General features: G+C 68.2%; 24 protein-coding genes. 6 read left to right on the top strand and 18 right to left on the bottom strand.

The genetic code is table 11. From position 1 onward, the window contains the following. Positions 1 to 5: 5 nt before the first annotated feature. From OG622_RS17825 to OG622_RS17835, 3 genes are all read right to left on the bottom strand, one after another. Complete coding sequence (locus OG622_RS17825) at positions 6 to 1658, bottom strand: ABC transporter substrate-binding protein (RefSeq protein ID WP_371577126.1); 1653 nt, start codon at positions 1656 to 1658, stop codon at positions 6 to 8. Positions 1659 to 1844: 186 nt separating this feature from the next. Then, complete coding sequence (locus tag OG622_RS17830; protein ID WP_371577128.1) at positions 1845 to 2054, bottom strand: DUF397 domain-containing protein; 210 nt, start codon at positions 2052 to 2054, stop codon at positions 1845 to 1847. 12 nt (positions 2055 to 2066) lie between these two features. Further along, entirely contained in the window at positions 2067 to 2966 is a 900-nt protein-coding gene (locus tag OG622_RS17835; RefSeq protein ID WP_371577130.1) for a Scr1 family TA system antitoxin-like transcriptional regulator, read from the bottom strand. A gap of 107 nt (positions 2967 to 3073) precedes the next feature. On the opposite strand from OG622_RS17835, the gene OG622_RS17840 reads away from it, so the two are divergent. Further along, positions 3074 to 3499 carry an ATP-binding protein gene (locus OG622_RS17840; RefSeq protein WP_371577132.1) on the top strand — a complete coding sequence of 142 codons (426 nt, stop codon included), beginning with the start codon at positions 3074 to 3076 and terminating at the stop codon, positions 3497 to 3499. Positions 3500 to 3564: 65 nt separating this feature from the next. Further along, positions 3565 to 4149: a Uma2 family endonuclease gene (locus OG622_RS17845; protein ID WP_371577133.1), complete on the top strand. Its 585-nt coding sequence runs from the start codon at positions 3565 to 3567 to the stop codon at positions 4147 to 4149. A 29-nt stretch (positions 4150 to 4178) separates the two neighbouring features. On the opposite strand, the gene OG622_RS17850 is transcribed toward OG622_RS17845, so the two are convergent. From OG622_RS17850 to OG622_RS17915, 14 genes are all read right to left on the bottom strand, one after another. Next, positions 4179 to 4562, bottom strand: coding sequence for a VOC family protein (locus OG622_RS17850; RefSeq protein ID WP_371577134.1), 384 nt, complete (start codon positions 4560 to 4562; stop codon positions 4179 to 4181). A 75-nt stretch (positions 4563 to 4637) separates the two neighbouring features. Beyond that, positions 4638 to 5837, bottom strand: coding sequence for a zeta toxin family protein (locus OG622_RS17855; RefSeq protein WP_371577136.1), 1200 nt, complete (start codon positions 5835 to 5837; stop codon positions 4638 to 4640). Beyond that, positions 5834 to 6133, bottom strand: a complete 300-nt coding sequence (locus tag OG622_RS17860; protein ID WP_371577138.1) for a hypothetical protein — start codon at positions 6131 to 6133, stop codon at positions 5834 to 5836. The genes OG622_RS17855 and OG622_RS17860 overlap by 4 nt, the downstream gene beginning before the upstream one ends. Before the next feature lie 7 nt (positions 6134 to 6140). Beyond that, a complete protein-coding gene (locus OG622_RS17865) occupies positions 6141 to 6266 on the bottom strand; it encodes a hypothetical protein (RefSeq protein WP_371577140.1) in 126 nt (41 codons plus the stop codon). 15 nt (positions 6267 to 6281) lie between these two features. After that, positions 6282 to 6935: an HAD-IA family hydrolase gene (locus OG622_RS17870; protein ID WP_371577142.1), complete on the bottom strand. Its 654-nt coding sequence runs from the start codon at positions 6933 to 6935 to the stop codon at positions 6282 to 6284. A 625-nt stretch (positions 6936 to 7560) separates the two neighbouring features. Next, positions 7561 to 8697 (bottom strand): ABC transporter ATP-binding protein, encoded by a 1137-nt coding sequence (locus OG622_RS17875; RefSeq protein ID WP_371577144.1) that lies wholly within the window; start codon positions 8695 to 8697, stop codon positions 7561 to 7563. A gap of 14 nt (positions 8698 to 8711) precedes the next feature. Beyond that, entirely contained in the window at positions 8712 to 9773 is a 1062-nt protein-coding gene (locus OG622_RS17880; protein ID WP_371577145.1) for an ABC transporter ATP-binding protein, read from the bottom strand. A gap of 15 nt (positions 9774 to 9788) precedes the next feature. After that, positions 9789 to 10766, bottom strand: a complete 978-nt coding sequence (locus tag OG622_RS17885) for an ABC transporter permease (protein WP_371577147.1) — start codon at positions 10764 to 10766, stop codon at positions 9789 to 9791. 98 nt (positions 10767 to 10864) lie between these two features. Then, a complete protein-coding gene (locus OG622_RS17890) occupies positions 10865 to 12658 on the bottom strand; it encodes an ABC transporter substrate-binding protein (protein ID WP_371577148.1) in 1794 nt (597 codons plus the stop codon). A gap of 101 nt (positions 12659 to 12759) precedes the next feature. Further along, complete coding sequence (locus OG622_RS17895; RefSeq protein WP_371577150.1) at positions 12760 to 13806, bottom strand: ABC transporter permease; 1047 nt, start codon at positions 13804 to 13806, stop codon at positions 12760 to 12762. A gap of 677 nt (positions 13807 to 14483) precedes the next feature. Continuing rightward, a complete protein-coding gene (typA, locus tag OG622_RS17900; protein WP_371577151.1) occupies positions 14484 to 16391 on the bottom strand; it encodes a translational GTPase TypA in 1908 nt (635 codons plus the stop codon). Between the two features lie 141 nt (positions 16392 to 16532). Further along, positions 16533 to 16838, bottom strand: a complete 306-nt coding sequence (locus tag OG622_RS17905; protein ID WP_371577153.1) for a helix-turn-helix domain-containing protein — start codon at positions 16836 to 16838, stop codon at positions 16533 to 16535. Continuing rightward, positions 16835 to 17185, bottom strand: a complete 351-nt coding sequence (locus tag OG622_RS17910) for a type II toxin-antitoxin system RelE/ParE family toxin (protein WP_371577155.1) — start codon at positions 17183 to 17185, stop codon at positions 16835 to 16837. Before OG622_RS17910 ends, OG622_RS17905 begins: the two co-directional genes overlap by 4 nt. A 126-nt stretch (positions 17186 to 17311) precedes the next feature. Beyond that, on the bottom strand, positions 17312 to 19651 hold the full coding sequence (locus tag OG622_RS17915) for an ABC transporter substrate-binding protein (protein WP_371577157.1): 2340 nt from the start codon (positions 19649 to 19651) through the stop codon (positions 17312 to 17314). Between the two features lie 487 nt (positions 19652 to 20138). On the opposite strand from OG622_RS17915, the gene OG622_RS17920 reads away from it, so the two are divergent. The 4 genes from OG622_RS17920 to OG622_RS17935 all read left to right on the top strand — a co-directional run bounded on the left by OG622_RS17920 (position 20139) and on the right by OG622_RS17935 (position 24082). Continuing rightward, a complete protein-coding gene (locus tag OG622_RS17920) occupies positions 20139 to 20429 on the top strand; it encodes a hypothetical protein (RefSeq protein WP_371577158.1) in 291 nt (96 codons plus the stop codon). Positions 20430 to 20503: 74 nt separating this feature from the next. Continuing rightward, the gene (locus OG622_RS17925) at positions 20504 to 21340 is read left to right on the top strand and encodes a hypothetical protein (protein WP_371577159.1); all 837 of its coding nucleotides are present in this window, start codon (positions 20504 to 20506) and stop codon (positions 21338 to 21340) included. Further along, positions 21340 to 23283 (top strand): fumarate reductase/succinate dehydrogenase flavoprotein subunit, encoded by a 1944-nt coding sequence (locus OG622_RS17930; RefSeq protein WP_371577161.1) that lies wholly within the window; start codon positions 21340 to 21342, stop codon positions 23281 to 23283. Before OG622_RS17925 ends, OG622_RS17930 begins: the two co-directional genes overlap by 1 nt. Before the next feature lie 22 nt (positions 23284 to 23305). Continuing rightward, positions 23306 to 24082 (top strand): succinate dehydrogenase/fumarate reductase iron-sulfur subunit, encoded by a 777-nt coding sequence (locus tag OG622_RS17935; RefSeq protein WP_371577163.1) that lies wholly within the window; start codon positions 23306 to 23308, stop codon positions 24080 to 24082. A 35-nt stretch (positions 24083 to 24117) separates the two neighbouring features. On the opposite strand, the gene OG622_RS17940 is transcribed toward OG622_RS17935, so the two are convergent. After that, positions 24118 to 24408: a hypothetical protein gene (locus OG622_RS17940; RefSeq protein ID WP_371577165.1), complete on the bottom strand. Its 291-nt coding sequence runs from the start codon at positions 24406 to 24408 to the stop codon at positions 24118 to 24120. Positions 24409 to 24421 lie beyond the last annotated feature (13 nt).

The following is a 24421-nucleotide window of genomic DNA, read 5'->3' on the forward strand; positions in this document are numbered from 1 at the left end:
GAAGGTCAGCCGACCTTGATCTGGTCGTACACCGGCACACTGAACGGGTTCAGGGAGACGTCGGAGATGCGCGCCGAGTAGCCCGCGCTGCCGTTCTGGTACCAGAGCGGGATGGCGGCCATGTTGTCCCGGACGACCTCCTCGGCCTTCTGGAACGTCTCCACGGCCTTCGCCGTGTCGGACTCGGCGTTGGCCTGGTCGACGAGCTTGTCGAACTGGGCGTTGGACCACTTGCCGTCGTTGGAGGAGGCATTGGTGTAGTACAGCGGCTGCAGGAAGTTCTGGATGAGCGGGTAGTCCATCTGCCAGCCGGCGCGGAACGGGCCGCTCATCTTCCGCTGGGTGATCTGGTTGCGGTAGTCGGCGAAGGTGCCGACCGGGTTGCCGACACACGCCTTGTCGTTGTCGAGGGCGTTGTTGATGGAGTTGCAGACGGCGTCGACCCACTGCTTGTGGGAACCGGTGTCCGCGTTGTACGTGATCTTGACCTGGCCGCCGGGGAGGCCGCCGCCCTCCTCGATCAGCTTCTTGGCGGCGTCCGCGTCGTACTCGCAGGCGTCACCGCACAGGCCCTTCTTGTAACCGCCCTCCTCGCCGAGGACCGGGGAGGTCCAGTCGGTGGCGGGGGTGCGGGTCTTCTGGAAGATGGTGTCGGTGATCTGGTCGCGGTCGATCGCCCGGGACAGCCCTTCGCGGACCTTCTCCGAGCCCTCCTTGTTCCAGTCCTCGTCGTAGAACGGGAAGGACAGGGTCTGGATGATGCCGGCCGGGGTGTTGATGTACCGGTCGCCGAGGTCGGTCTTGACGTTCTTCAGCTGGGCGGCGGGGACGTCGTCGACGAGGTCGAGGTTGCCCGCCATCAGGTCGGTGTAGGCGGTGTTGTTGTCGGTGTAGACCTTCAGGTCCACACCGCCGTTCTGGGCCTTGTCCTCGCCGGGGTAGTCGTCCCACTTCCGCACCGACAGCTGGGAGCCCTTGGTGTAGGAGTCGACGGCGTACGGGCCGTTGCCGACGGGCTTGCTCAGCCAGGCGTCGTGGTCGGTGAAGAACGACTGCGGCAGCGGGGCGTAGGCGTTGTAGCCGAGAGTGTCGGGGAAGGTCGAGAACTTCTGGGTGAGCTTGACCGTGAAGGTGTTGTCGTCGACCACCTTCAGCCCCGAGAGGGTGTCGGCGGTCTGCTTGCTGCCGTCGTCGGGGTGCGTCTTGTCGTAGCCCTCGATGTACTCGAAGAAGTACGCGTTCTTCTGGTTGTTCTTGAGGCTCGCCCCGTAGTTCCAGGCGTCCACGAAGGACTTGGCGGTGACCTTCTCGCCGTTGCTGAAGGTCCAGCCGTCCTTGACGGTGATGGTGAAGTTCTGCGAGTCGGTCGTCTCGATCTTCTCGGCGAGCATGTCCTTCGCCTCACCGGTCTTGGGGTCGTACCGCTTCAACCCGCGGAAGATCATGTCGAGCACCTTGCCGCCCTGCACCTCGTTGGTGTTGGCCGGCTCCAGAGGGTTCTGCGGGTCTCCCCACGACGAGCTGAGCACCCCGCCGCTGTCACCGCTGCCGCTGCTGCCGCCGCTGTCGTCGTCCCCGCCCCCGCCCCCGCAGGCGGTCACGGCGAGAGCGACCGCCGCCGCGCCGGCGATCCATCGGGCGTGCGTGGCTCCACGCATGGGGTGCCTCCTCGTACGTGCGCGGGTGTGCGCAGGGCTCCAGCGCGGGGTGCGCTGTTCCGTTACCGGTACCGGTCAATATCAACCGATCGCACACATAGCGCACACCGCTCGGCCCGTCCGGGTGACTGTCTCCATCCGGATGTACGCACTCACTGCCCCTGGCGTGGTGGAGGAGCCCCGCCTTCAGCCCACGCGCCGCGCGGCCCGACCGAAGGCCTCGCGCTTGATTCCGCCGAGGAGGGCGTGCAGGGCCGCGGGCGTGGTGGCTATGACGGTCGCGGGGGTGGCACTTTCGCGGAGGTGGGGGCGGGTGCGGGGATCAGTGGCGACTTCGACGCAGTTCGCGGCGCCACCTTCGCTGAAGCTGGACTTCTGCCAACCGAGGTCAAACATGCGAGCCCCTTTCTACAGGAGGGGATAGAGGATCCGCTGCAGGAGGCCGAGCGACCCCTTGGCCCCACGGGCCGACGGCGCCGCATCCGGGTCGACGGCGGGCAACGCCGATCCGGCCAACGTAGCGAACCAGTCGCGATATCTGGACAGCGCCTCCGCGTCGTCAAGGTAGAGCGACTTCTCGATGTGGGAGACCACGACAGTCCCCAACTCCCGCACCTGGGGCGTGAGCAGCACAAATCCCGTACCGAACGGGATGGGGCCGTCGGACGGCAGGATCTGAATCGTCACATGCGGCAGGCGGGCCAGCTCGATCAGATAGAGCAACTGATCACGCATCACCTTGGGCTCCCCCAGCGACATGCAGAGCGCGGCCTCATGGACCACGGCATGGAGACTCGGCGGACGCTCACCCGTCACCAAGCCACCACGTCGCACCCGGAAACGGACGGCAGCCGCCCGCCCTTCGTCGCCCATCGGCCGATATCCGGCCCGGTGGATGACTTCCGCGTAGTCGCGCGTCTGAAGGATGCCGGGGACGAACATCGGCTCGTAGGTGACCACGGAGCGGGCCCCGTCCTCCAACTCCGCCAGATCCAAGTGCGCTGAACTCAGCACCGCCCGGTAGTCGCTCCACCATCCCTTGCCCGACTGTTGCCCGAGATCTATCAACGCCTGAACAAAGGTTTGAGAACTTACACCTTCAGCACGCGCGAGTTGCTGGACGCGTTCCACGGAGAGACCAGTCTTCCCCGCCTCGACACTACTGAGCTGAGGCTGCCTCATACCGAGCAGAGCAGCAGCCTCAGTCGACGACAGCCTGGCCCTCTCGCGTAGCCTGCGCAGTTCCGCGCCGAAACGCCTCTGCCGGTACGTCGGATCAACCCGCAGCCCCACGTTCCCCCACCTCACTCATCCACCCATCACCATTCCGCCAACCAGGTTGAATATCTCACACCACCTAACCTACGGTGAGTGATGAGACAGTCACTGCATGACCTCACTCCGGAGGCTGCCACATGCGCACGCCCGAAACCACCGAACCCCCCGCCCCCCACTGGTCGTACGGTTTCCTCATCCCCCACGACCCGCGTGCCGCCTCCGTCGTCAGAGCCGCCCTCCGCGCACTGCTCCGCGCGACCCGCCTCGGCTGCGTGGCCGACACGGTCGAACTCCTCGCCTCGGAGTTGGTCGCCAACGCGTACCGCCACTCTCCCGCCGACGCCTACGTGAGCGTGGAGCGCACACCGCAGACTCTCACCGTCTCGGTCTGGGACCACGGCCCCGGAACCCCTGCCTCCAGCGAGGCCCGGCAGCCGAGCGACGACGCCGAGTCCGGGCGGGGACTCGGGATCGTCGAGGCGTGCGCGGACGAGTGGGGCGTACGGGAGTACCCGTACGGCAAGGCGGTGTGGTTCAGCGTGGTGCCGAAGGAGGAGGCGTGAAGCGGCCCGAGGAAGAGGGGATCGGGCATGAGGCGCCGCATACGCCCGCTCGCTACTCTCGGGACATGGAGTACGCGAAGATGCGCGCGATCGCCGAGGAGCTCATGGTCTACGCCGAGCATCTCGAAGGATCATGGAAGGTGGAGATCGGCCCCTCCGGACCTTTCCTCGCCATGATGAGCCCGTCCAAACGCCACGAGGGCACGGTGCGTCGCATCCGCGATCAACTCAACGCGCAACTTCCCGCCACCCACCCCGGCTACATCTGCGAGAACGGCCCGGAGATCGAGCACCCGTCGATCGGCCGCATGCGACGCCCGGACGCCGTCGTCATCCCGGAGGAGGTGCTCGACGAGGAAGGCCTGACCGTGGACGCCACCCAGGTCCTGGCCGTCATCGAGATCGTCTCACCGTCCAACCCGGACAACGACTACGGCGAGAAGCTCACCGAGTACCCCGCCATGGGGATCGCCCACTACATGATCGTCGACCCTCGCACGGGCACGATCGAGGTGCATTCCGAACCGTGCAAGGGACGCTACTCGCGCAAGGATCCGTACATCTTCGGTGACAAGGTGCCGTTCGGCGCATGGACGGTGGAGACCTCCGCATTCCGCCGCTACGGCAAGGCGGGAAACAGCTCAACCTGACGCGCTGACCGGGTCACTGCTGCGGCCATTCAGCCCAACTCTCCCCGCTCCACGCAGAATTCGTTGCCCTCGGGGTCGGACATGAGGACCCAGCCGCCGCCGTCGGGGCGGGTGTGATCCGCGATCACCCGGGCGCCCAGCGCGAGCGCCCGCTCGACCTCCTCGGCACGGGTGCGGCCGTGCGGCTTCAGATCGAAGTGGAGCCGGTTCTTCGCCGACTTGCCCTCGGGGACCCGGACGAACAGCAGCCTTGGTCCACCGGCCGGGTCCACGATCAGCGCCTCCGGGTCACCGGGCTTGTCGTCGTCGGCCAAGGGCCGGCCGAGCAGTTCGCTCCAGAAGAGGCCGAGGTCGTACGGGTCGCCGGTGCAGTCGAAGGTGAGGCTGTGGATGGTGGGGGGCTTGGGGCTCAACTGGGGTCTCCATATGAGTCGGTGAGTGGGTGAGTGGTGAGTGGGTGCGTCAGGTAACTCGGTGAGGCAGGTGATTCAACGATTCCGGGTCGGGCCGGGATTGTTGTTGTTCGGCGGTTGGTTCGTGGGAGGGCGGTTGGGAGCCGCCGGGAGGCCCGGGGTCCGGTGCGGCCCCGGGGTCCCAGGAGTGCCCGGCGTACGGCTCGCGGCCCCGCCCGACGACCGCATCGTCGCCGCCGAGGAGACACCGGGCCCTGCGGCCGCCCCCGGTGCCGGCTGCTGGAGGGCCGTTCGCAGGCGGTGCAGCCGGTCGGCCACCGACGGGTCGGCGTACGGCTGGGCGGCGGCGATCGCCTCCGAGACAAGCCCCCGCCAACGTGGCTGGATCGGTTCGCCCAGCTCCTCCGGCTTGACCCCGGCGAGCTTCTCAGCGGTCGTGGCGAACCACTCCGACTCGGCCCGGGTCCACGGACGTTCGCGTTCCGTGCGCAGGGCGGTGTCCGTGCCGGCGGGCAGGGTCCAGTCGCCGTCGGGGCCGAGGGTGTTGCGGTAGAGGGCGGTGCCGTCGCGGCGGTAGACCGTCACCGAGTCCGCGAGCCGCTCCTCGTCGATGACACGGGCGCTGGCGAGGACACCGGGGAACGAGCGGTCGGGGTTCTCGACGAAGCGGGCGCCGCCCTGGGCCAGCCGGTCGGTGTGGTACCGCTCCAGAACCCCCAGCCGACTCAGTGCGGAGCCCCCGGCGACGAACACCACGTCGATCTCGTACCCGGCCTCACGGAACCCGTTCAGCAGCCGCCGGGTGCGCTCGGGATCGTCCTGGGCGGTGTCGAACAGCACGTCGAGCCGCCGGTCGACGGCGTCCCCGATCGCGGTCTCCACCCAGGCACGGGCGTCGTGATGGGTGTAGAAGCCGGCCGTGGTGTCGTCGGCGCGCAGCAACTCCGGCCACTTGGGGTGCAGTTCGCGAATGCCGTCGCTGGAGATCTTCACTGGGTCCCGGTCGCCGACGAGGGCCCGGGCGACATTGGACTTCCCGGAGCCCGGCTGTCCGCCGAGCACGATCACTTTCGGCCGCTCGGACACTTCCCCGACCAGCACGGCCGGGGCGATCACCTCCCGGTAGACCTGCCGGTGCCGGTCGGGCGGGAGGGCGTGCCGTAACGGGTCGGGGGCCGGTGGTTCGGGCGCCGTGGGCTGCGCCCCGGGACCCGAAGCCCGCGACCGAGGCCCCGCTCCGGCTCCCTCGGCTCTCCCCGGCTCCTCCCCCGTCACCGCCCCTCCTCCACGGCCCGCCGGGCCAACGGGCCCAGCTCCTCGACCACGCGCCGCAGCTCTTCAGGGGTCAACTTCCCCACTCGGCGGAGTAGTTCGGCGTACCGTTCGCTCTCCGCCGTCCAGCGCGCGACCCCTTCCGGATCCGGCTCGGCCGCCGCTCGGGCCAGCCGCAGCCGCTCCGCCGCCCAGCCGGTCAGTAGCCCGAGGATGCCCTCGGCGGAGTCCAGGTCCTGTGCGGACCGCTCGGAGAGTACGGAGAGGTCGTGGCTGCGCAGATCATCGGGGTCGGGCATGTACGGATCACTCCTCGGTGACGCGGGTACGGCGTATCGGGCCGACGGCCTCTTCCACCCCGGCCTCCTCTTCCACCACGTCGGCGCCTCCGGCCACGGTTCCGCCCCCGGCCAGGGTCCCGCCACCTGCCACGGCCCCGCCACCGAATTAGCCGCCGGTTCCGTCTCCAGCCCGGATTCCTCCTTCGCCCACGGCCCGCAGAACCGCCCCCGCCGCCTCCCTCAGCGACCCGAAACACACGTGTGCGTCCCGGAGTTCCCCGGGTCGGTGCGTGGAGGCCACCGCGTACACCATGCAGCCGGCCGCGCGCCCCGCCGCGATACCCGCCGGCGCGTCCTCGACCACCAGGCAGCGGGCCGGGTCTGCGCCCAGCCGGGCGGCGGCATACAGATACCCCTCCGGTGACGGCTTGCCCGCGGACACGTCCTCGGCACAGACCCGCACCTCCGGCACCACCAGCCCCGTACGGGCGAGCCGCGCGGCGGTGGGCTCCGCCCGACTGGAGGTGACGACGGCCCAACGGCCCCGCGGCAACGCCCCCAGCAACTCGGCAGCCCCGTCGAAGGCGCAGAAGCCGGGTTCCTCCGCCGCCATCAACCGGTCCAAAGCCCGGTGCTCGTCGGCCGGATCGCGATCCGGCGCCACCAGCCGCAGGATGTCCGCCCGCCGCCGCCCCTGCGTGGCCACCCACACGGCCTCGGGGTCCAGACCCCGCGCCCGCGCCCAGGCCCGCCAGACCCGGCCGTGCGCGTCGGCGGTGTCGATGAGCACGCCGTCCACGTCGAAGAGGACTGCGGCCATCGCCCCGTCGCCCACCACTCGCCCCCCGACTGCCCGCCCGTCCCGAACCGACCGAGTCCTGCAACACCCCGAAACGCTACGCGATACGGGATCAGCCACGTGGACGCTCGACGAACTCGGCGAATATCGAGGGCGGCCGCACAGACGACGGGCGACTGGTCCACTCGACTTGGCCCTACTACGGCACACACAACGAACCACCGAATGCGGAACCTCAGGTCTACCTCAGAACCCGGGTAACTCCCGTTCCCCTGACTCAGCTTGCTGACATGATCGCATCAGTTGCGAGCGAGCAACCAACCGCAACAGCCCACGTCTCCCATGACCAAGGAGTTTTGCTGTGCGCCATTCCAGCTGATCGTGGCGGTTCGGTGCCAAGGAAAAGGGAACCGTCTCCGTCGAAGCGCCCTCCACCGTCCAATGGTCCATGACGGTCGGTCGCGGCGAGGCAGCGACAGAGGACAAGCCCGGAACGGGCGACGTGCAGTAGAGGAATGGCCAGTGCTTCCGGCGCTCGGAGTGGAATTGCTCTGAGCGCCGGAGGCACTGGCCGTTCGTTTCCGGGAAGACGCTCTGTCTTCAGATGCGTGTACCAGAGCGCTTCTCCTACGGGGTCGCGCGCCGGTCAGCTCTTCTGGACCTTCGTCTCCGTCTCCGCGGCCTTTTCCAGCGCCTTCAGCGCCGGATCCAGCACGACATCCTCCCCGCGTGCCTCCGTCGTCGGGTCCTCCGGGAAGTGGCAGGCCGTCAGGTGGCCGTCGCGGTTGCCGGAGATCTGGAGCAGCGGGGGCTCCTCCGCGGCGCACTTGTCCTGCGCCTTCCAGCAGCGGGTCCGGAAGCGGCAGCCGGACGGCGGCGAGATCGGCGAGGGCACGTCGCCGTAGAGCCGGATCCGCTGCTTGTCCTGGCTCTCCTCGGCGAGCTCGACCTCGGGGACCGCGGAGAGGAGTGCGTGGGTGTAGGGGTGGCGGGGCCGGTTGTAGATCGAGTCCCGGTCGCCGACCTCCACGATCTTGCCGAGGTACATCACGGCGACACGCTGCGAGAAGTGCCGGACGATGGCGAGGTCGTGGGCGATGAACAGGAAGGCGATGCCCAGCTCCTGCTGCACCTTCTGCAGCAGGTTCACCACCTGCGCCTGGATCGACACGTCCAGCGCCGAGACCGGCTCGTCCGCCACGATCAGTTTCGGGTTCAGGGCCAGCGCGCGGGCGACCCCGATGCGCTGGCGCTGGCCGCCGGAGAACTCGTGCGGGAAGCGGTTGTAGTGCTCGGGGTTGAGGCCGACCAGCTCCAGGAGCTCGCGGACCTTCTTCTCCCGGCCGCCCTCCGGCTCTATCCCGTTGACCTCCATCGGCGACTTGATGATCGAGCCGACCGTCTGCCGGGGGTTCAGTGAGGAGTACGGGTCCTGGAAGATCATCTGTATCTCGGACCGGACCGGCGCCATCTGCCTGCGCGAGGCGTGCGTGATGTCCTGGCCCGCGTACGTGATCTTCCCGGCGGTCGGCTCCAGCAGCCGCGTGATCAGCCGGCCCGTCGTCGACTTGCCGCAGCCCGACTCGCCCACCAGGCCGACGCTCTCGCCGACGCCGACGGTCAGATCGACGCCGTCGACCGCCTGCACGGCGCCGACCCTGCGTTTGATCGGGAAGCCGCCGTAGATGGGGAAGTGTTTGGTCAGGCCCTGAACCTCGAGGAGGGTTTCCTTCACGGAGTCGGTGGAGCCCTGCTGTGCGGGGAGGGTGAGGTTGTCGCTCATGATCTCGGTTCTCCCTAGCGCAGCCGGGGCTGGATCTTGTCGATGAAGATGGTCTGCTTCTGCTCCGCGGTCAAGTGGCACGCGGAGGCGCGTCCCTCGCCCAGCGAGGGCCGCGTGTCGGTACACAGCGTGCCGGCGACTTCGCCGGTGAACGCGCACCGCGGGTGGAAGGCGCAGCCGGTGGGCGGGTTGAGCAGCGAGGGCGGGGAGCCGGGGATCGGCGTCAGCATCTCGTGGATGTCGCCGTCCAGGCGCGGCATCGAGCTCAACAGGCCCCACGTGTAGGGGTGCTTGGGGGTGCGCAGCACTTCCTTGACGCTGCCGCGCTCCACGGCTCGGCCCGCGTACATCACCAGCAGGTCGTCGGCCATGTTCGAGATGACGCCGAGGTCGTGGGTGATGAAGATGATCGCGGAGCCGAACTCCTGCTGGAGATCCTTGAGCAGGTCCAGGATCTGGGCCTGCACGGTCACGTCGAGCGCTGTCGTCGGCTCGTCGGCGATCAGCAGGTCGGGGTCGCACATCAGCGCCATGGCGATCATCGCGCGCTGGCGCATGCCGCCGGAGAACTGGTGCGGGTAGTCGTCGAAGCGCACCTTGGGCTGCGGGATGCCGACCTTCTCCAGCATCTGGATGGCCCGCTCCTTGGCCTCCTTCTTGGAGGCGCCGCGGTGCTTCATGAACGGCTCGGACAGTTGCCGGCCCACCGTGTAGTACGGCGACAGGGCCGTCAGCGGATCCTGGAAGATCATCGCCATCCTGTTGCCGCGGAGCTGCTCCAGCTCCTTCTCGGTGGCGGTGACGAGTTCCTTGCCGTCGAAGAGGATCTCACCGTCGACGGTGCTGGTGCGCGGGTTGTGCAGGCCCAGGATCGTCAGGTTGGTGACGGACTTCCCGGAGCCGGACTCACCCACGATGCCCAGGGTCTTGCCGCGCTCGACGTCGAAGGAGAGTCCGTCGACGGCCTTGACGATGCCGTCCTCGGTGGAGAACTGCACCCGCAGGTCACGGACCGAGAGGAAGCTCTCGGGCCCGGTCGGGGCCGGGGCGTCCTCGGTCTTGGTCAGTGTGGTCACGGTGGTTCGTTCTTCCTAGGAGAGCCGGACGCGCGGGTCGATCCAGGCGTACGCGATGTCGGTGAGGATGTTCACGATGAGGATGAAGAAGGCCCCGAACATCATGACGCCCATCGTCAGGGGAAGGTCCTTGGTCTGGGCTCCGTTCACAGCCAGGCGGCCGATGCCCTGGAGGGAGAAGGTGAGTTCCGTGACGACGGCACCGCCGAGCATGGAGCTGATGTCGATACCCAGGACGGTGACGATCGGGATGAGCGAACCGCGCCAGGCGTAGCGGAAGAAGACGAACTTCTTCGACATGCCCTTGGCCCGGGCGGTGCGCACGTGCTCCTCCGCGAGCTGCTCGATCATCGAAGCGCGCGCCATACGCGTGTACTGCGCGGTGAAGATGGTGGCCATCACGACCACCGGGATGGACAACCCGATGAACCAGCCGACCGGATCCTCGGTGATCGGGACGTACTGCGGGTCCTCCATCCAGCCCGTGCTGTAGACGAGGACCGTCAGCGCGATCGGGCCGAGGAAGTAGATCTGGAAGGAGCTGAGCACCATCGACGAGCCCGTGGCGACCTTGTCGAGCGTGGAACCGCGCCGGTAGGCGGCGATCATGCCGGCACCCACACCGAAGATCAGGAAGCAGACCGCGCCACCCGCGGTCAGCGTGAGGGTGGTCGGGAAGCGGTCCATGATGGTGTCCCAGACCATGTCGCCCGAGTAGAACGACTGGCCGAGGCAGGGGGCGGCACAGTGGCCGTCCGGGAAGTCACGGCCCATCACGATGCCGGACATGAACTGCCAGAACTGGGTCGCGATCGGCAGATTGAGACCGAGCGCCTCGCGGATGTCCGCGATTCTCGTCGGGGAGCAGTCCCTGCCACAGGCCAGAGAGGCGTAGTCGGACGGCCCGGCGATGAAGAGGAAGAACGTGACGGCGCCGATGAGGAACAAGGTGACGACGGCACCGGCCAGGCGCCGGATGATGAACTGAAGCATGGCGGGGAGGCTGCTCTCTGCAGAGAGGGTGGACGGTTTCACGGAACCGCGGGGGTGCGCTCCGCCTGGTGCGCACCCCCGCGATCAGCCGTAGAGAGTTACGACTTCAGGAACAGGTTGTTCACGTCGATGTAGCTCGACTCGGTGCTGTAACGGGCACCGCCGATGTTCGAACCGTAGAGCTGGAACTGCTTGGCGTACCACAGCGGAGCAGCCGGGTTGATCTTCTCCAGGATGTAGTGGTGCGCCTCCTGCCAGGTCTTCTGGGCCGCGGTCGGCTCCTCGCTGAGGGCCTTCTTGATCAGCTCCTGGACCTTCGGGTCGTTCACGTGCGAGTAGTTCGGCGAACCGTCGGCGAGCTGGTCACCGTCGTAGATCGGCGTGACGACCGTGCCCGCGGACGGCCAGTCCTGGCCCCAGCCGGTGATGTAGACGTCGTACGGGTTCTTGATCTTGCCGATCTGCTCGTAGAAGCTCGCGGCGTCGATCTCCTTGCCGACGACCTCGATACCGACCTTGGACAGCGCGTCCTCGAGAGCGACCTTGCGCTTCTGCTCGTTCTCGTTGTTGCGGTAGGCGAAGACGATCTTCTTCTCGGCGGCCGGGACGTCCTTCAGGAGCTCCTTGGCCTTCTCGATGTTGCCGGACGGCGTCTTCAGACGGCCGTACGGGTCGTACTTGGCCTCGTAGCCCGGCAGGGTCGGGGCGAACAGGTTCGGGGCCGGGTCGCCACCGTAGGCGCCACCCTCACCGGCGATCAGGGACTTGGAGTTCACCGCGTAGGTGATGGCGTCACGGACCGCCTTGTTCTTCACCCGGTCCAGGTTGAAGTTCAGCACCATGACGTAGGGCTGGTAGCCCTTGATCGTGCGCTTGTTGACGGCCGGGTCGGTGATGACGTTCTGGATCTGGGTGGACTCGACGCTGCCGGTGAACTGGATGGCGTTCTTGGAGGCACCCTGGTCGGCGATCAGACGCTTGGTCTGGGTCGACTCGGTGACACCGAAGTCGAAGTTCCAGCCGTCCACGTACTGGTGGCGCACGGGGTCGGTCTCGGCGTCCCACTGGTCGTTCTTGACCAGCTTGAGGGACTTGCCGACCTTGTACTCGGAGATCTTGTACGGGCCGAGGGAGACCGGGGCCTTGTCGTACTTCTCCTTGGTGTCGGTCTTCTCCGGGACGATGGAGTAGCCCGACATGGCCAGCGTCTGCGGCAGGTCCGGACGCGCCGTGTCGAAGTGGAAGACGACCGTCTTGTCGTCCGGGGTCTCCAGGACGGAGTCCGGCAGGTGCTTCTTGCCGTAGCCGCCGTCCGGCAGCGCCTCGCGGTACTTGGCCCCGCTCAGCCAGGTCTGCAGGTAGTTCGGGCCGTCGAAGATGAACTCGGCGTACATGCGCTCGACGGTGTGGCGGACGTCGGCCGAGGTGATCTCGTTGCCGTTCTGGTCCTTGACGCCGTCCTTGAGCTTGTACGTCCAGGTCTTGCCGCCGTCGGACGACGTGCCGGAGTCGGTGGCGATGTCACCGACGACGGACATGTTGCCCTTGTCGTCCTCCTGGAAGTTGGTCAGCCCACGGTAGATCAGGTTGGACACCTGGCCACCGTCGGAGACGTAGATCTGACCCGAGTCCAGGTGCGAGAGGCCCGCCTCCTGGTAGACCTCGACGGTGCCGCCGCTCTTCGCGCCGGCCACGTCCGCGGCAGGACCCTCCGACGCGGCAGCGTCGGCGTAGGTGACGGCCTTCGACTGAACGGCCGCCTCCTTCTGGTCCTTCTTGGAGTCGGTCCCGGAGGTGTTGCCCTTGTTCTCCGAGCACGCCGTGAGCACGAGGGAGCCGGCCGCGACCGCGACGACTATGGCGCGAGCTCTGCGCGAGTTGAGGGACTTCATGTGGCGTAAGCACCTACCTGTCGGTTGTTATCCATGAGTACTGCCTGACGCGGCTGGTAGGCCGACGCGGGGGCGGCAGTCACCCCCCACCAATGGACGATTCAGCGCCCGGACTTGGGGTCGAAGGCATCCCGTACGGAGTCTCCGAGAAGGTTGAAGCAGAGGATGAAGATCACCAGCGCCACGCCCGGGAAGAACATGAACGCGGGGTCCTGCTCCGCGTACTTGGCGCCGGCGGCGAACAGCCGTCCCCAGTCCGGGGTGGGTTCGACGAAGCCGACACCCGCGAAGGAGAGGAACGCGATGGTCAGGATCGTGCTGGGCAGCTGATACGTGAACTGCACCAGGATCGGCGACACGACGTTCGGCAGGATCTCCTTGCGGACGATCCGCCAGGGCGAGGCACCGGAGACCTTGGCGGCCTCCACGAACTCCCGCTCACGCAGGGACAGCACGGTGGAGCGGACCAGTCGGGCCATGCCCATCCAGCCCAGCAGCCACAGCACGATCAGGATCGCCACCGCACGGAAGTAGGTGGGGGTCTCTTCCTGCGGGTCCACGAAGAACGCGGTCACCACGGGCATGAAGGCGATGAAGAACAACTGCTGGGGGAAGGCGAGGAAGAAGTCGGTGACGCGGCCGATCCAGTAGTCGGTACGCCCACCGAAGTAGCCGCCGATCAGACCGATGACGACGCCCGTGATCATCAGCAGCACGGTGACACCCAGCGCCATGAAGAGCGAGGTGCGCATGCCGTACATCAGCATGGCGAACAGGTCACGGCCGTACTGCGGCTCGACGCCGAACCAGTGGTCCCCGGAGACACCACCGAAGTAGCCGAGCGGCAGGCCGAACTCGTCGAGCACCGGATTGACGTCCACGTACGTGGGGTCCTGCCCGTACAGCGTGTACGGGTTCGTCCCGCTCATCGCGACGACGAGCGGAGCGAGCAGTGAGAGCACGAAGTAGAAAATCACTACCCCGGCGCAGATCATGCCGGTACGGTCGCGCCGGAAGCGCTGCCACATCAGCTGGCCGGGGGAGCGGCCTTCGAGCTTCTTGGGCTCGACCTTCTCGCTGGTCGACGCCAGCTCGGGGTCCAAGGCGACCGTGGACCCTGAGCCCTCGGCCTTGGTTGGACTGGTCATGTCTGTTCTTCCCCCGGGGGGTTGGAGAGTTGAGCGCAGCACAGTTACCGGCAGGTTCTGTGGTTTGGGGGAACTTTCGCCAAATGGGTCAACGCGCGTCAAGGGCGGAAGGCATAGGGATCTCCCTACCGTCTATATTTTGAGCAAAAATTGCAAAGATTGACACCTGGTCGCGCTTGACAGGCAGTAAGGGACTCCGGCGAAGCGGACATTCAGGGTACGATTTTTGTTTACATGTCCGAAACTTGATCGCCGGAACACCGATATCCGAACAGCGCTTCACAGCTCCCAGACAGCCACCCGGACACCACGGAGGAAGTCCAGCCTCCCCCGCACACCCTTCGCACCCTTCCCGGAATCCCCAGTATCCCCACAGGATCTCCCTGTATGCGGATACACCTGAGACCCGGTCCTCCCCACGAGGTGGAGAACCGGGGCTTGCTGACACTTCGACAGAAGCGTCGACAGACACTCCGGTATGCGCTGCCGTTCGGAGTCTACACGCGTAGCAGGGTCCGGAGGAGGCCCTGAACCGGCCGATCCCGGGACAGCCGGTCCGCTCCTCTGCTGCCACGACGGGCGCCGGATGGTGCTCCTACGCGTGGCGCACGCGACCACCGGACATGGCCTGGCCCGGTCACCCGCGGACGCGTGCAACCGGGCCAAATCCCTGTCCGTCAGCCGTGCTTGGCGCGGCTGGCGGAGCGGGCGCGCTCGCGGGCGTCCAGGTTCACCTTGCGGATGCGAACGGCCTCCGGGGTGACCTCGACGCACTCGTCGTCGCGGCAGAACTCCAGGGACTGCTCCAGGGAGAGCTTGCGCGGCGGGACGATCGCCTCGAACGAGTCGGCCGAGGAGGACCGCATGTTCGTGAGCTTCTTCTCCTTGGTGATGTTCACGTCCATGTCGTCGGAGCGCGAGTTCTCACCGACGATCATGCCCTCGTACACCTCGGTGCCGGGGTCGGTGAACAGCACGCCGCGCTCCTGGAGGTTCGTCATCGCGAACGCGGTGACGGCGCCGGACCGGTCGGCCACCAGCGAACCGTTGTTACGGGTCGCCAGCACGCCGAACCACGGCTCGTGGCCCTCGTGGATGGAGTGCGCGATACCGGTGCCGCGCGTGCCCGTGAGGAACTCGGTACGGAAGCCGATGAGCCCGCGGGAGGGCACGACGAACTCCATCCGGACCCAGCCGGAACCGTGGTTGGACATGTTGTCCATCCGGCCCTTGCGGACGCCCATGAGCTGTGTGACCGCGCCCATGTGCTCCTCGGGCACGTCGATCGTCATGCGCTCGACGGGCTCGTGGACCTTGCCGTCGATCTCCTGGGTGACCACCTGCGGCTTGCCGATGGTCAGCTCGAAGCCCTCACGGCGCATCTGCTCGACCAGGATGGCGAGCGCCAGCTCACCACGGCCCTGGACCTCCCAGGCGTCGGGACGCTCGGTGTCGAGGACACGGAGGCTGACGTTACCGACCAGCTCGCGGTCGAGACGGTCCTTGACCTGACGGGCGGTGACCTTGCGGTCCTTGACCACGGCCTTGTTCTCGGCACCCTTGCCGGTGCCGCCGCGGCCGACCATCGGCGAGGTGTTCGTACCGATGGTCATGGAGATCGCCGGCTCGTCGACCGTGATGAGCGGCAGCGCGATCGGGTTCTCGGGGTCGGCGAGGGTCTCGCCGATCATGATGTCCGGGATACCGGCGACGGCACAGATGTCACCCGGGCCGGCCATCTCGGCGGGCCTGCGGGTGAGCGCCTCGGTCATCATCAGCTCGGTGATGCGGACGTTGGACATCGTGCCGTCACGCTTGATCCACGTGACGGTCTGGCCCTTGCGCAGCTCGCCCTGCTCGACGCGGAGCAGCGCGATACGGCCGAGGAAGTTGTCGGCGTCCAGGTTGGTGACGTGCGCCTGGAGCGGGGCCTCCTCGTCGTACGACGGGGCCGGGACGTGCGACAGGATCGTGGAGAAGAACGGCTCCAGGCTGTTGCTGTCGGCCGGGACGGTGCCGTCCTCCGGCTTGGTCAGCGAGGCGACACCGTCACGCGCACACGCGTAGACGATGGGGAACTCGATCTGCTCCTCGTCCGCGTCCAGGTCCAGGAAGAGGTCGTAGGTCTCGTTGACGACCTCGTCGATCCGGGAGTCCGGACGGTCGGTCTTGTTGATGCACAGGATGACCGGCAGGCGCTGCTGGAGCGCCTTGCGCAGTACGAACCGGGTCTGCGGCAACGGCCCCTCGGAGGCGTCGACCAGCAGAACCACGGCGTCCACCATCGACAGACCGCGCTCGACCTCGCCGCCGAAGTCGGCGTGGCCCGGGGTGTCGATGATGTTGATGGTGATGACGTCGCCGCCATCCTTCGGGTGGTACTTCACCGCCGTGTTCTTGGCGAGGATCGTGATGCCCTTCTCACGCTCCAGGTCGTTCGAGTCCATCATGCGGTCGTCGAGCGACTCGGCGGCGTGCGCGGCGAAGGCACCGGCCTGCTTGAGCATGGCGTCGACCAGGGTGGTCTTGCCATGGTCGACGTGGGCGACGATGGCGACGTTGCGGATGTCGTGGCGCGTGGCCATAGTGAGGCGCTTCTCCCGGGTGTGAGGACGGCCTGCGCTGACATCTGTGTCGCGCGGACCCTGCCGGGCTGGACACGCCACGGCCTCACCCCATGGTACGGGGCTGCCGGGGGGACGGCCTCCGCAGGGTTCCGGGCCGGTTCAGGCACTCCTGATCTGCGGCGACAGTTCCACCCTCAGTTCGAGACCCAGAGCCCGTGCGAGACGGTCGAGGACGGGGAAGGTCGGTACGGTGCCCCCGCCCTCGAAGCGGGCCACGGCCGATTGGGTCATGCCCGCTCGGCGACCGACTTCCCGCTGCGAAAGACCGAGCTCCTGTCGCCGTGCGCGCACGGCCTCACCGAGAGTGAAACGCAGTTGCGCGGCCGCGTACTCCTCCTCGATCTCGTGAGTCATGGGCCGGGCCCGGCGGGCATCCGTGAGGCTGGTTCGCCCGGTTTCCGTCACAGCTCCTCCTCGTCCACCGTGTGGCCTTCGGCCTGGCACTTCTTCATCGCCTGGCGAGCCCGCTCCACCTCGGCGAACTCACGCATCCTCGTTTTCGCGAACACGGTGAGCATGACGATGCGGCGCCCGGTGGCGATCCAGTACGTGATCCGTACGCGCGCGGCGCCACAGTAGAAGCGCAGTTCCCTGAGCTTGCCGTCGAGCTGACGGGTGTACGGCTCGCCGAGGTGGACTCCTCGCTGTTCCAACAGGTCAAGGTGCATGAGCGCCTGCGCCCAGCGTTTGTCGTCGAGTCCGCCAAGCCACTCGGCGACCTCCGGCTCAAGTTCGACCGTACCCCACGCCATAGCATCGACGCTATGGCCACAGGAGGCCCGCCCGAGATCGATCGGCCCCGGGTTCACTCCATCGTGCGCCTGGCCGCCGCCCCGTGTCGTACAGGGCAGCGGCCGGAGTCCGCGAGGGTTGATCCTCTACTTTCCTGTGGGCCGCGCCGGTCCCTTCGCGCCCTTCTTCCGGAAGCCCATGTCCTCGTAGACCGGGGTCTGGAAGCCGAAGGCACCCGCGTTGGCGAGGGTGGTGCGGGCGGCGACGAGCTGGGGGCGCTGGTAGAGCGGGATGGACCCGGCGGCGGCCCAGATCCGGGCGTCCGCCTTGCGGATCAGGGAGCGGGTCTTCGACTCGTCGAGGGTGGACATGGCCTGGTCGAAGAGCTGGTCGACCCGGTCCGTGCCGACGCGCGTGTAGTTCTGCTCGACGCTCAGCGAGCCGTCCGCCGCGGGCACCGGCTTGGCGTAGATCGGCCGGGCGTCGGTGGCGGGGTACGCGGAGGTCGGCCAGGAGTACAGCGCGAGGTCGTACTGCCCGTTCGCGATGTGATCCTTGAAGTAGCTCTCGTCGGCGACCTTCGTGATCTCCGTACGGATCCCGACGCGCTCCAGCATCACCGCGATCCGCTCACCGACGACCCGCAGCGACTCCGTCCCCGGCCCCGACGGCAGCACGAACCGCAGGGTCAGCAGCTTGCCGTTCTTGGCGAGCGGCCCCCGCGCGGCATCGGCGGGCGCCCGCGTCCCCTGTGGCGCGTACGCGCCGGGCGCACCGCCCGGCTTGAACTGCTTGCCGTCCTGAGCGAGGTTCGCGTCGGCGTCGTAGGGCTTGTTGTCGCCGACGATGTTCGTGCTCTCGTCCTCGGAGGAGCCGGATTCACCGGAGCCGGGCTTGGCGGAACCGGAGGCGGAGGGCTTGGCGGAACCGGAGCCGGGCTTGTCGGAGCCGGAGTCGTCCTTCGTCCTGGTCTTCTCCCCTTCCGCGCCGGCCGCCTTCTTGCTCGCCCCAAGGGGCTCGCGGGGTTCGACAGGGCCGCCCTGCTCCCATCCGGCGTCGGCGAGCAGGGCACGTGCCTCGTCGGCGTCATGGTCGCCGAGGGCGCCGCTGTTGTCGGCGTAGGCGGCCTGGCCGGCGAGGGCGAGGTGGCTGCCGACGGGGACGGCGGGCAGGCCGAGGGGCTCCAGAACGAGGGCGGCGAGCTTCTCGCGGTCGAGGGCGCGGGCCACGGCGCGGCGGACGCGCTCGTCGGCGAGAGGGCCGTCGGAACCGTTCAGGGCGAGCTGGGTGAACGCGGGTTCCAGGGACCTGCGGAGGGCGAAACCGCGCAGGGCCGACTGCTGGGCGGTGTACTCGGCGATCGCCGCGCGCCGCTTCTCCCGGGCGCTGAGCTCGTCGTTCGCGGCCTTCTCGTCCGAGCCGTGCGCGATGGCCCAGGACCGCAACGACTTCGCGGGGGTCAGGGCGGAGCCGGGTCCCTGGGCGAGGGAGCCGTCCGGGGCCACGGGACCGTGCTCGGCGAGGGAACCGCTCCGCGAGAGCGGCCCGGCGCCCCGCGAGTCCTCCTTGTCGCGGGAGGTTTTGTCGCGGGAGGCCTTGTCACGGGAGGCGAGCATGATCCGTTCGGCCTGTGCCGAGTCGACCTCGGCGATGTCGACCTTGTCCTCGGCCAGTGCCTGGGCGCGCTCGGCGCGCGGTACGGCGCGCAGCACCAGCTCGGAGAGCTTGGCGGGGCGGCCCCACCAGCGCGGGTTGCGGACGAGCGTGACCTCGCCGCCCTTGCGGTCGACGTCCTTCAGCGTGAACGGCCCGGCGGTGACCTTGAGCCTCTTGCGGGCACCGTCGTTGAAGGAGTCGGGGGTGCCCATCACCTGCTTCGGGTACAGCGGCGAGAACAGCGACTTCCAGTCGGCGTACTGGCGGGCGAAGGTGACCCGGACCTCCAGGTCGTTGTCGCCGCGTTCGATCTTCTCGATGCGTTCGTAGCCGGCGTTCCTGGCGGTCCAGTACGCGGAGTCCTTGCCGGACAGCGCGCGCCACTGCGCGGCGAAGTCGGCGGCGCCGATCTCCCGGCCGTCGCTCCACACCGCCTCCTGGTGGAGCTTGTAGAGGACGACCTGCCGGGGCTCGCGATCGACGACCTTCGCGGACTCCAGGTACTCGGGGTTGAGCTGGGGGCGTCCGCTGGTGTCGAGCCGGTACATCGACGGCAGGACCGCGCCGGCGATCCGTGCCGTGGCCGGGTCGGCGTCCGACTGAAACGTGTTCAGCGTCTCCGGGACGGCGTCCACGGCCCAGCGCAGGGTGCCGCCGTCGGCGACGAGGTTCCGCGCGGCGGGCGCGATGTCCTGCCCGGCGACGGGCCTGCCCGCCGGATCCTCCTCGCTGCATCCGCTCAGCACGGGCATCGTGAGCACTCCGGCGACCAGGAACGCCAGGGAACGGCGCAGGGCGCGCGGTCGAACGCGGTCGTGGGGAATCGGCATCACTGCGACCTCCTCGCTCCGCGGTGGGAGAACGGGGACGGGGGTGGCTCTGATCACGTTCGGCGGTATATGGAGCTGATCAGACGGATGCGGCCACTGAAGAGGACGGGGTTCTTCCAGAGCCGCCGACACGACGGGTGGCGCCCTGGAACCCACCCGTTCGGACGCCTGGAGCTCGGGGGGTTCCGGTTGCGTGGCGGGTACGGGTGGGTTGTGGTTGCTCACGTGGTGCCCCGCGCCCCTGGAAAGCAAGGGCTGCGCCCCCTGCTGTACGTCGGCCCGCAGGGCCGTGTTTCAGGGGGCGCGGGGAACCGCGCGACCCGCCCCCACCCACCCGCGCACAAAGAACTCCCACCGGCCCGCGAGCTCCCCCGACGCAAAAGAACACCGCACACCGCTTCCCACCGGCAGGTGTGACGCGCGACACTCGCAGGCGCATGAACATTGCCGCCTGGGGCCCACCACCCCCTGAAAGCGAGGGCAAGTCATGTCCGTGCACGACGACTTGACGGCCGTCCGGCGCTGCCTGGACGAGCTGACCCGGTCCGTACGCCGCCTGGAACAGCAACTCGGCGGCAACGGCCTGGAGATTCGCCGCGTCCGAACCGACGCCGACCACCTGCGCGAGAGCATCGCGCTGCTCGGCGAGGCCGCCCCCGGCCTGGCCAAGCCGCGCCGCCCCGACCTGGTCCCCATTTCCGACACTCCGTACGACAGCTCCCTGTGGACGGACTCGGACGACGAAGGCCTCGGTGCCCGCGACCGCCGCGCACCCTGAATCGACGTAGACGAACGAAACGACAACCGACCCGACAAGCCCGACAAGCCAAGAACCCGACCGGGAGTCCCCCGTTGGCCACTGGTACGGAACCACCGGCAACAGAACCCCATCCACAGCGCGGCGGCGTACGGACCCGTACGCGCGCCGCGATCTCCGCCCCGCATCTGCGCACCGACCGCTGGTGGCTGGCCCCGGCCGCCACGGCCGCCGGACTGCTGGCCTTCATCGTGTACTCGACATGGCGGGCCTTCGCGGACGAGCACTACTACGCGGCCCCCTACGTCTCGCCGTTCTACTCGCCCTGTCTGGCGGAACGCTGCGAGCCCATGCGCGGGGGCCCCAACTGGGAGGTCCTCGGTGGCTGGTGGGGCATCTCACCGGCGATCATCATCCTGATCTTCCCGCTCGGCTTCCGCCTGACCTGCTACTACTACCGCAAGGCCTACTACCGCGGCTTCTGGGCGTCCCCGCCCGCCTGCGCGGTGGCCGAGCCGCACAAGAAGTACTCGGGCGAGACCCGGTTCCCGCTGATCCTGCAGAACCTCCACCGGTACTTCTTCTACGCGGCCCTGCTGGTCGCCGGCATCCTCACCTACGACACGGTCCTGAGCTTCCGCGACGAGAACTACGAGTGGGGCCACATGGGCCTCGGCACCCTCGTGTTCCTCGTCAACATCGTGCTGATCTGGGCGTACACCCTCTCCTGCCACTCGTGCCGGCACATCGTCGGCGGCAAGCTCAAGCACTTCTCCAAGCATCCCGTGCGCTACCGGCTGTGGCAGTGGGTCGGCAGGCTCAACGCCCGTCACATGCAGCTCGCCTGGGCCTCGTTGGTGAGTGTGGCGCTCGCCGACTTCTATGTGTATCTGGTCGCGTCCGGCGCCTTCGACGATCCGAGGTTGTTCTGATGTCCGTGGTCGAACGGCAGGAGTGGGACGTCGTCGTGATCGGCGCCGGCGGTGCCGGGCTTCGTGCCGCGATCGAGGCCCGCGAGCGGGGCGCCCGTACGGCCGTGATCTGCAAGTCCCTGTTCGGCAAGGCCCACACGGTGATGGCCGAGGGCGGTATCGCCGCCGCCATGGGCAACGTCAACTCCGGTGACAACTGGCAGGTCCACTTCCGCGACACCATGCGGGGCGGCAAGTTCCTCAACCAGTGGCGGATGGCGGAGCTGCACGCCCGCGAGGCACCCGACCGGGTGTGGGAGCTGGAGACCTGGGGCGCCCTCTTCGACCGTACGAAGGACGGCCGCATCTCGCAGCGCAACTTCGGCGGCCACGAGTACCCACGCCTCGCCCACGTCGGCGACCGTACGGGCCTGGAGCTGATCCGCACCCTCCAGCAGAAGATCGTCGCCCTCCAGCAGGAGGACCACAAGGAGACCGGTGACTACGAGTCCCGGCTGAAGGTCTTCCAGGAGTGCACGGTCACCCGGGTGTTGAAGGACGGCGCGCGGGTCTCCGGCGTCTTCGGCTACGAGCGCGAGTCGGGCCGGTTCTTCGTCCTCGAAGCGCCCGCCGTCGTCATCGCCACCGGTGGCATCGGCAAGTCGTTCAAGGTGACGTCGAACTCGTGGGAGTACACGGGCGACGGGCACGCGCTGGCCCTGCTCGCGGGCGCGCCGCTGCTGAACATGGAGTTCGTGCAGTTCCATCCGACGGGCATGGTCTGGCCGCCGTCGGTCAAGGGCATCCTCGTCACGGAGTCCGTACGCGGTGACGGCGGGGTGCTCAGGAACTCCGAGGGCAAGCGGTTCATGTTCGACTACATCCCGGACGTGTTCAAGGAGAAGTACGCGCAGTCCGAGGAGGAGGGCGACCGCTGGTACGAGGACCCGGACCACAACCGGCGCCCGCCCGAACTGCTCCCGCGCGACGAGGTCGCGCGAGCCATCAACTCCGAGGTGAAGGCGGGCCGGGGCTCGCCGCACGGCGGGGTCTTCCTGGACGTGTCCACGCGGATGCCGTCGGAGACCATCCGCCGCCGACTGCCGTCCATGTACCACCAGTTCAAGGAGCTGGCGGACGTCGACATCACGGCGGAGGCGATGGAGGTCGGGCCCACCTGTCACTACGTGATGGGCGGTATCGCGGTCGAGTCGGACACGGCGGCGGCGCGCGGGGTGCCGGGCCTGTTCGCGGCCGGTGAGGTGGCCGGCGGTATGCACGGCTCCAACCGGCTGGGCGGCAACTCCCTCTCCGACCTGCTGGTGTTCGGCCGCCGGGCGGGACAGCACGCGTCCGGGTACGCGGCGGGACTGACCGGGGCACGGCCCCCGGTGGACGACGTCGAGGTCGACACGGCCGCCGCCGAGGCGCTGCGGCCGTTCTCCGCCGAGGGCCCGGCGCCGGGCCCGGAGGCAGGTCGGCCGCCGGAGAACCCGTACACCCTCCACCAGGAGCTGCAGCAGGCCATGAACGACCTGGTCGGCATCATCCGCCGCGAGGGCGAGATGGAGCAGGCGCTGGAGAAGCTGGCCGACCTGCGGGTGCGGGCGCGCCGGGCGGGTGTGGAGGGGCACCGGCAGTTCAATCCCGGCTGGCATCTCGCCCTCGACCTGCGGAACATGCTGCTGGTCAGCGAGTGCGTGGCTCGGGCCGCGCTGGAGCGCACCGAGTCGCGCGGCGGCCACACCCGCGAGGACCATCCGACGATGGACCGCGACTGGCGCCGTATCAACCTGCTGTGCCGGCTCACCGATCCGACGGGCGGGCCGGAGAACTGGGATCCCGTCGTCGCCCGGATCGCCCTCACCCGTGAGACCACCGAAGCCATCCGTCCCGACCTGCTCGCCCTCTTCGAGAAGGAGGAGCTGGTCAAGTACCTCGCCGAAGAGGAGCTGTACGAGTGAGCAGCTACGAGGAGCCGCGGTCATGAGCGGCTACGAGGCCAGCTTCAAGGTGTGGCGGGGCGATAAGCGGGGCGGCGGTCTGGAGGATTTCAAGGTCGAGGTGAACGAGGGCGAGGTCGTCCTCGACATCGTCCACCGCCTCCAGGCGACCCAGGCCCCCGACCTCGCCGTCCGCTGGAACTGCAAGGCGGGCAAGTGCGGTTCGTGTTCCGCCGAGATCAACGGCCGTCCCCGGCTGTTGTGCATGACCCGGATGTCGGTGTTCGAGCGGGACGAGACGATCACCGTGACCCCGCTGCGGGCCTTCCCGGTGATCCGTGACCTGGTCACTGACGTCAACTTCAACTACGCCAAGGCGCGTGAGGTCCCCGCCTTCGTGCCGCCGGAGAAGCTCGGCCCCGGCGAGTACCGGATGATGCAGGAGGACGTGGACCGCCCGCAGGAGTTCCGGAAGTGCATCGAGTGCTTCCTCTGCCAGGACACCTGCCATGTCGTCCGCGACCACGAGGAGAACAAACCGGCCTTCGCGGGCCCGCGCTTCCTGATGCGCGTCGCGGAACTGGACATGCACCCGCTGGACGCGGCGGAGGAAACCGGCCTGGACCGCAAGAAGACGGCCCAGGACGAGCACGGTCTCGGCTACTGCAACATCACCAAGTGCTGCACCGAGGTCTGCCCCGAAGGCATCAAGATCACGGACAACGCGCTGATCCCGCTCAAGGAACGTGCCGTCGACCGCAAGTACGACCCACTGGTGTGGCTGGGCTCGAAGATCAGGAGGCGTTCCTCAGCGGGGTGAGGGTCTGCGCGGGGCGGTCACGGGGCGCGGGGCCGTCACGGGGTGGTGACGCGGCCGGGGCGGGTCGCGAGGTACGACAGCACGGTGTGGGTGACGATGAGGATCAGGCCGAGACCGAACACGTCCGCGCGTTCGGTCGCCATGGCTACGCACCACAGGCCCAGCCCCGCACTGCCGCTGAGCGTGGCACAGCCCCACAGCACCGGCCGCGGCGTGCTGCGCCGCAGCCACGGCAACATCCACTCCGTACGGATCGCGACGACACCGAACACGGTCGTGGCCACCATGGCCGCCGCGAGGAACCCGATCCCGACGGTCGTCAGCATGTCCCCGCCTCCC

It is taken from the genome of Streptomyces sp. NBC_01314 (genome assembly GCF_041435215.1).
In the GTDB taxonomy this organism is placed as follows: domain Bacteria; phylum Actinomycetota; class Actinomycetes; order Streptomycetales; family Streptomycetaceae; genus Streptomyces.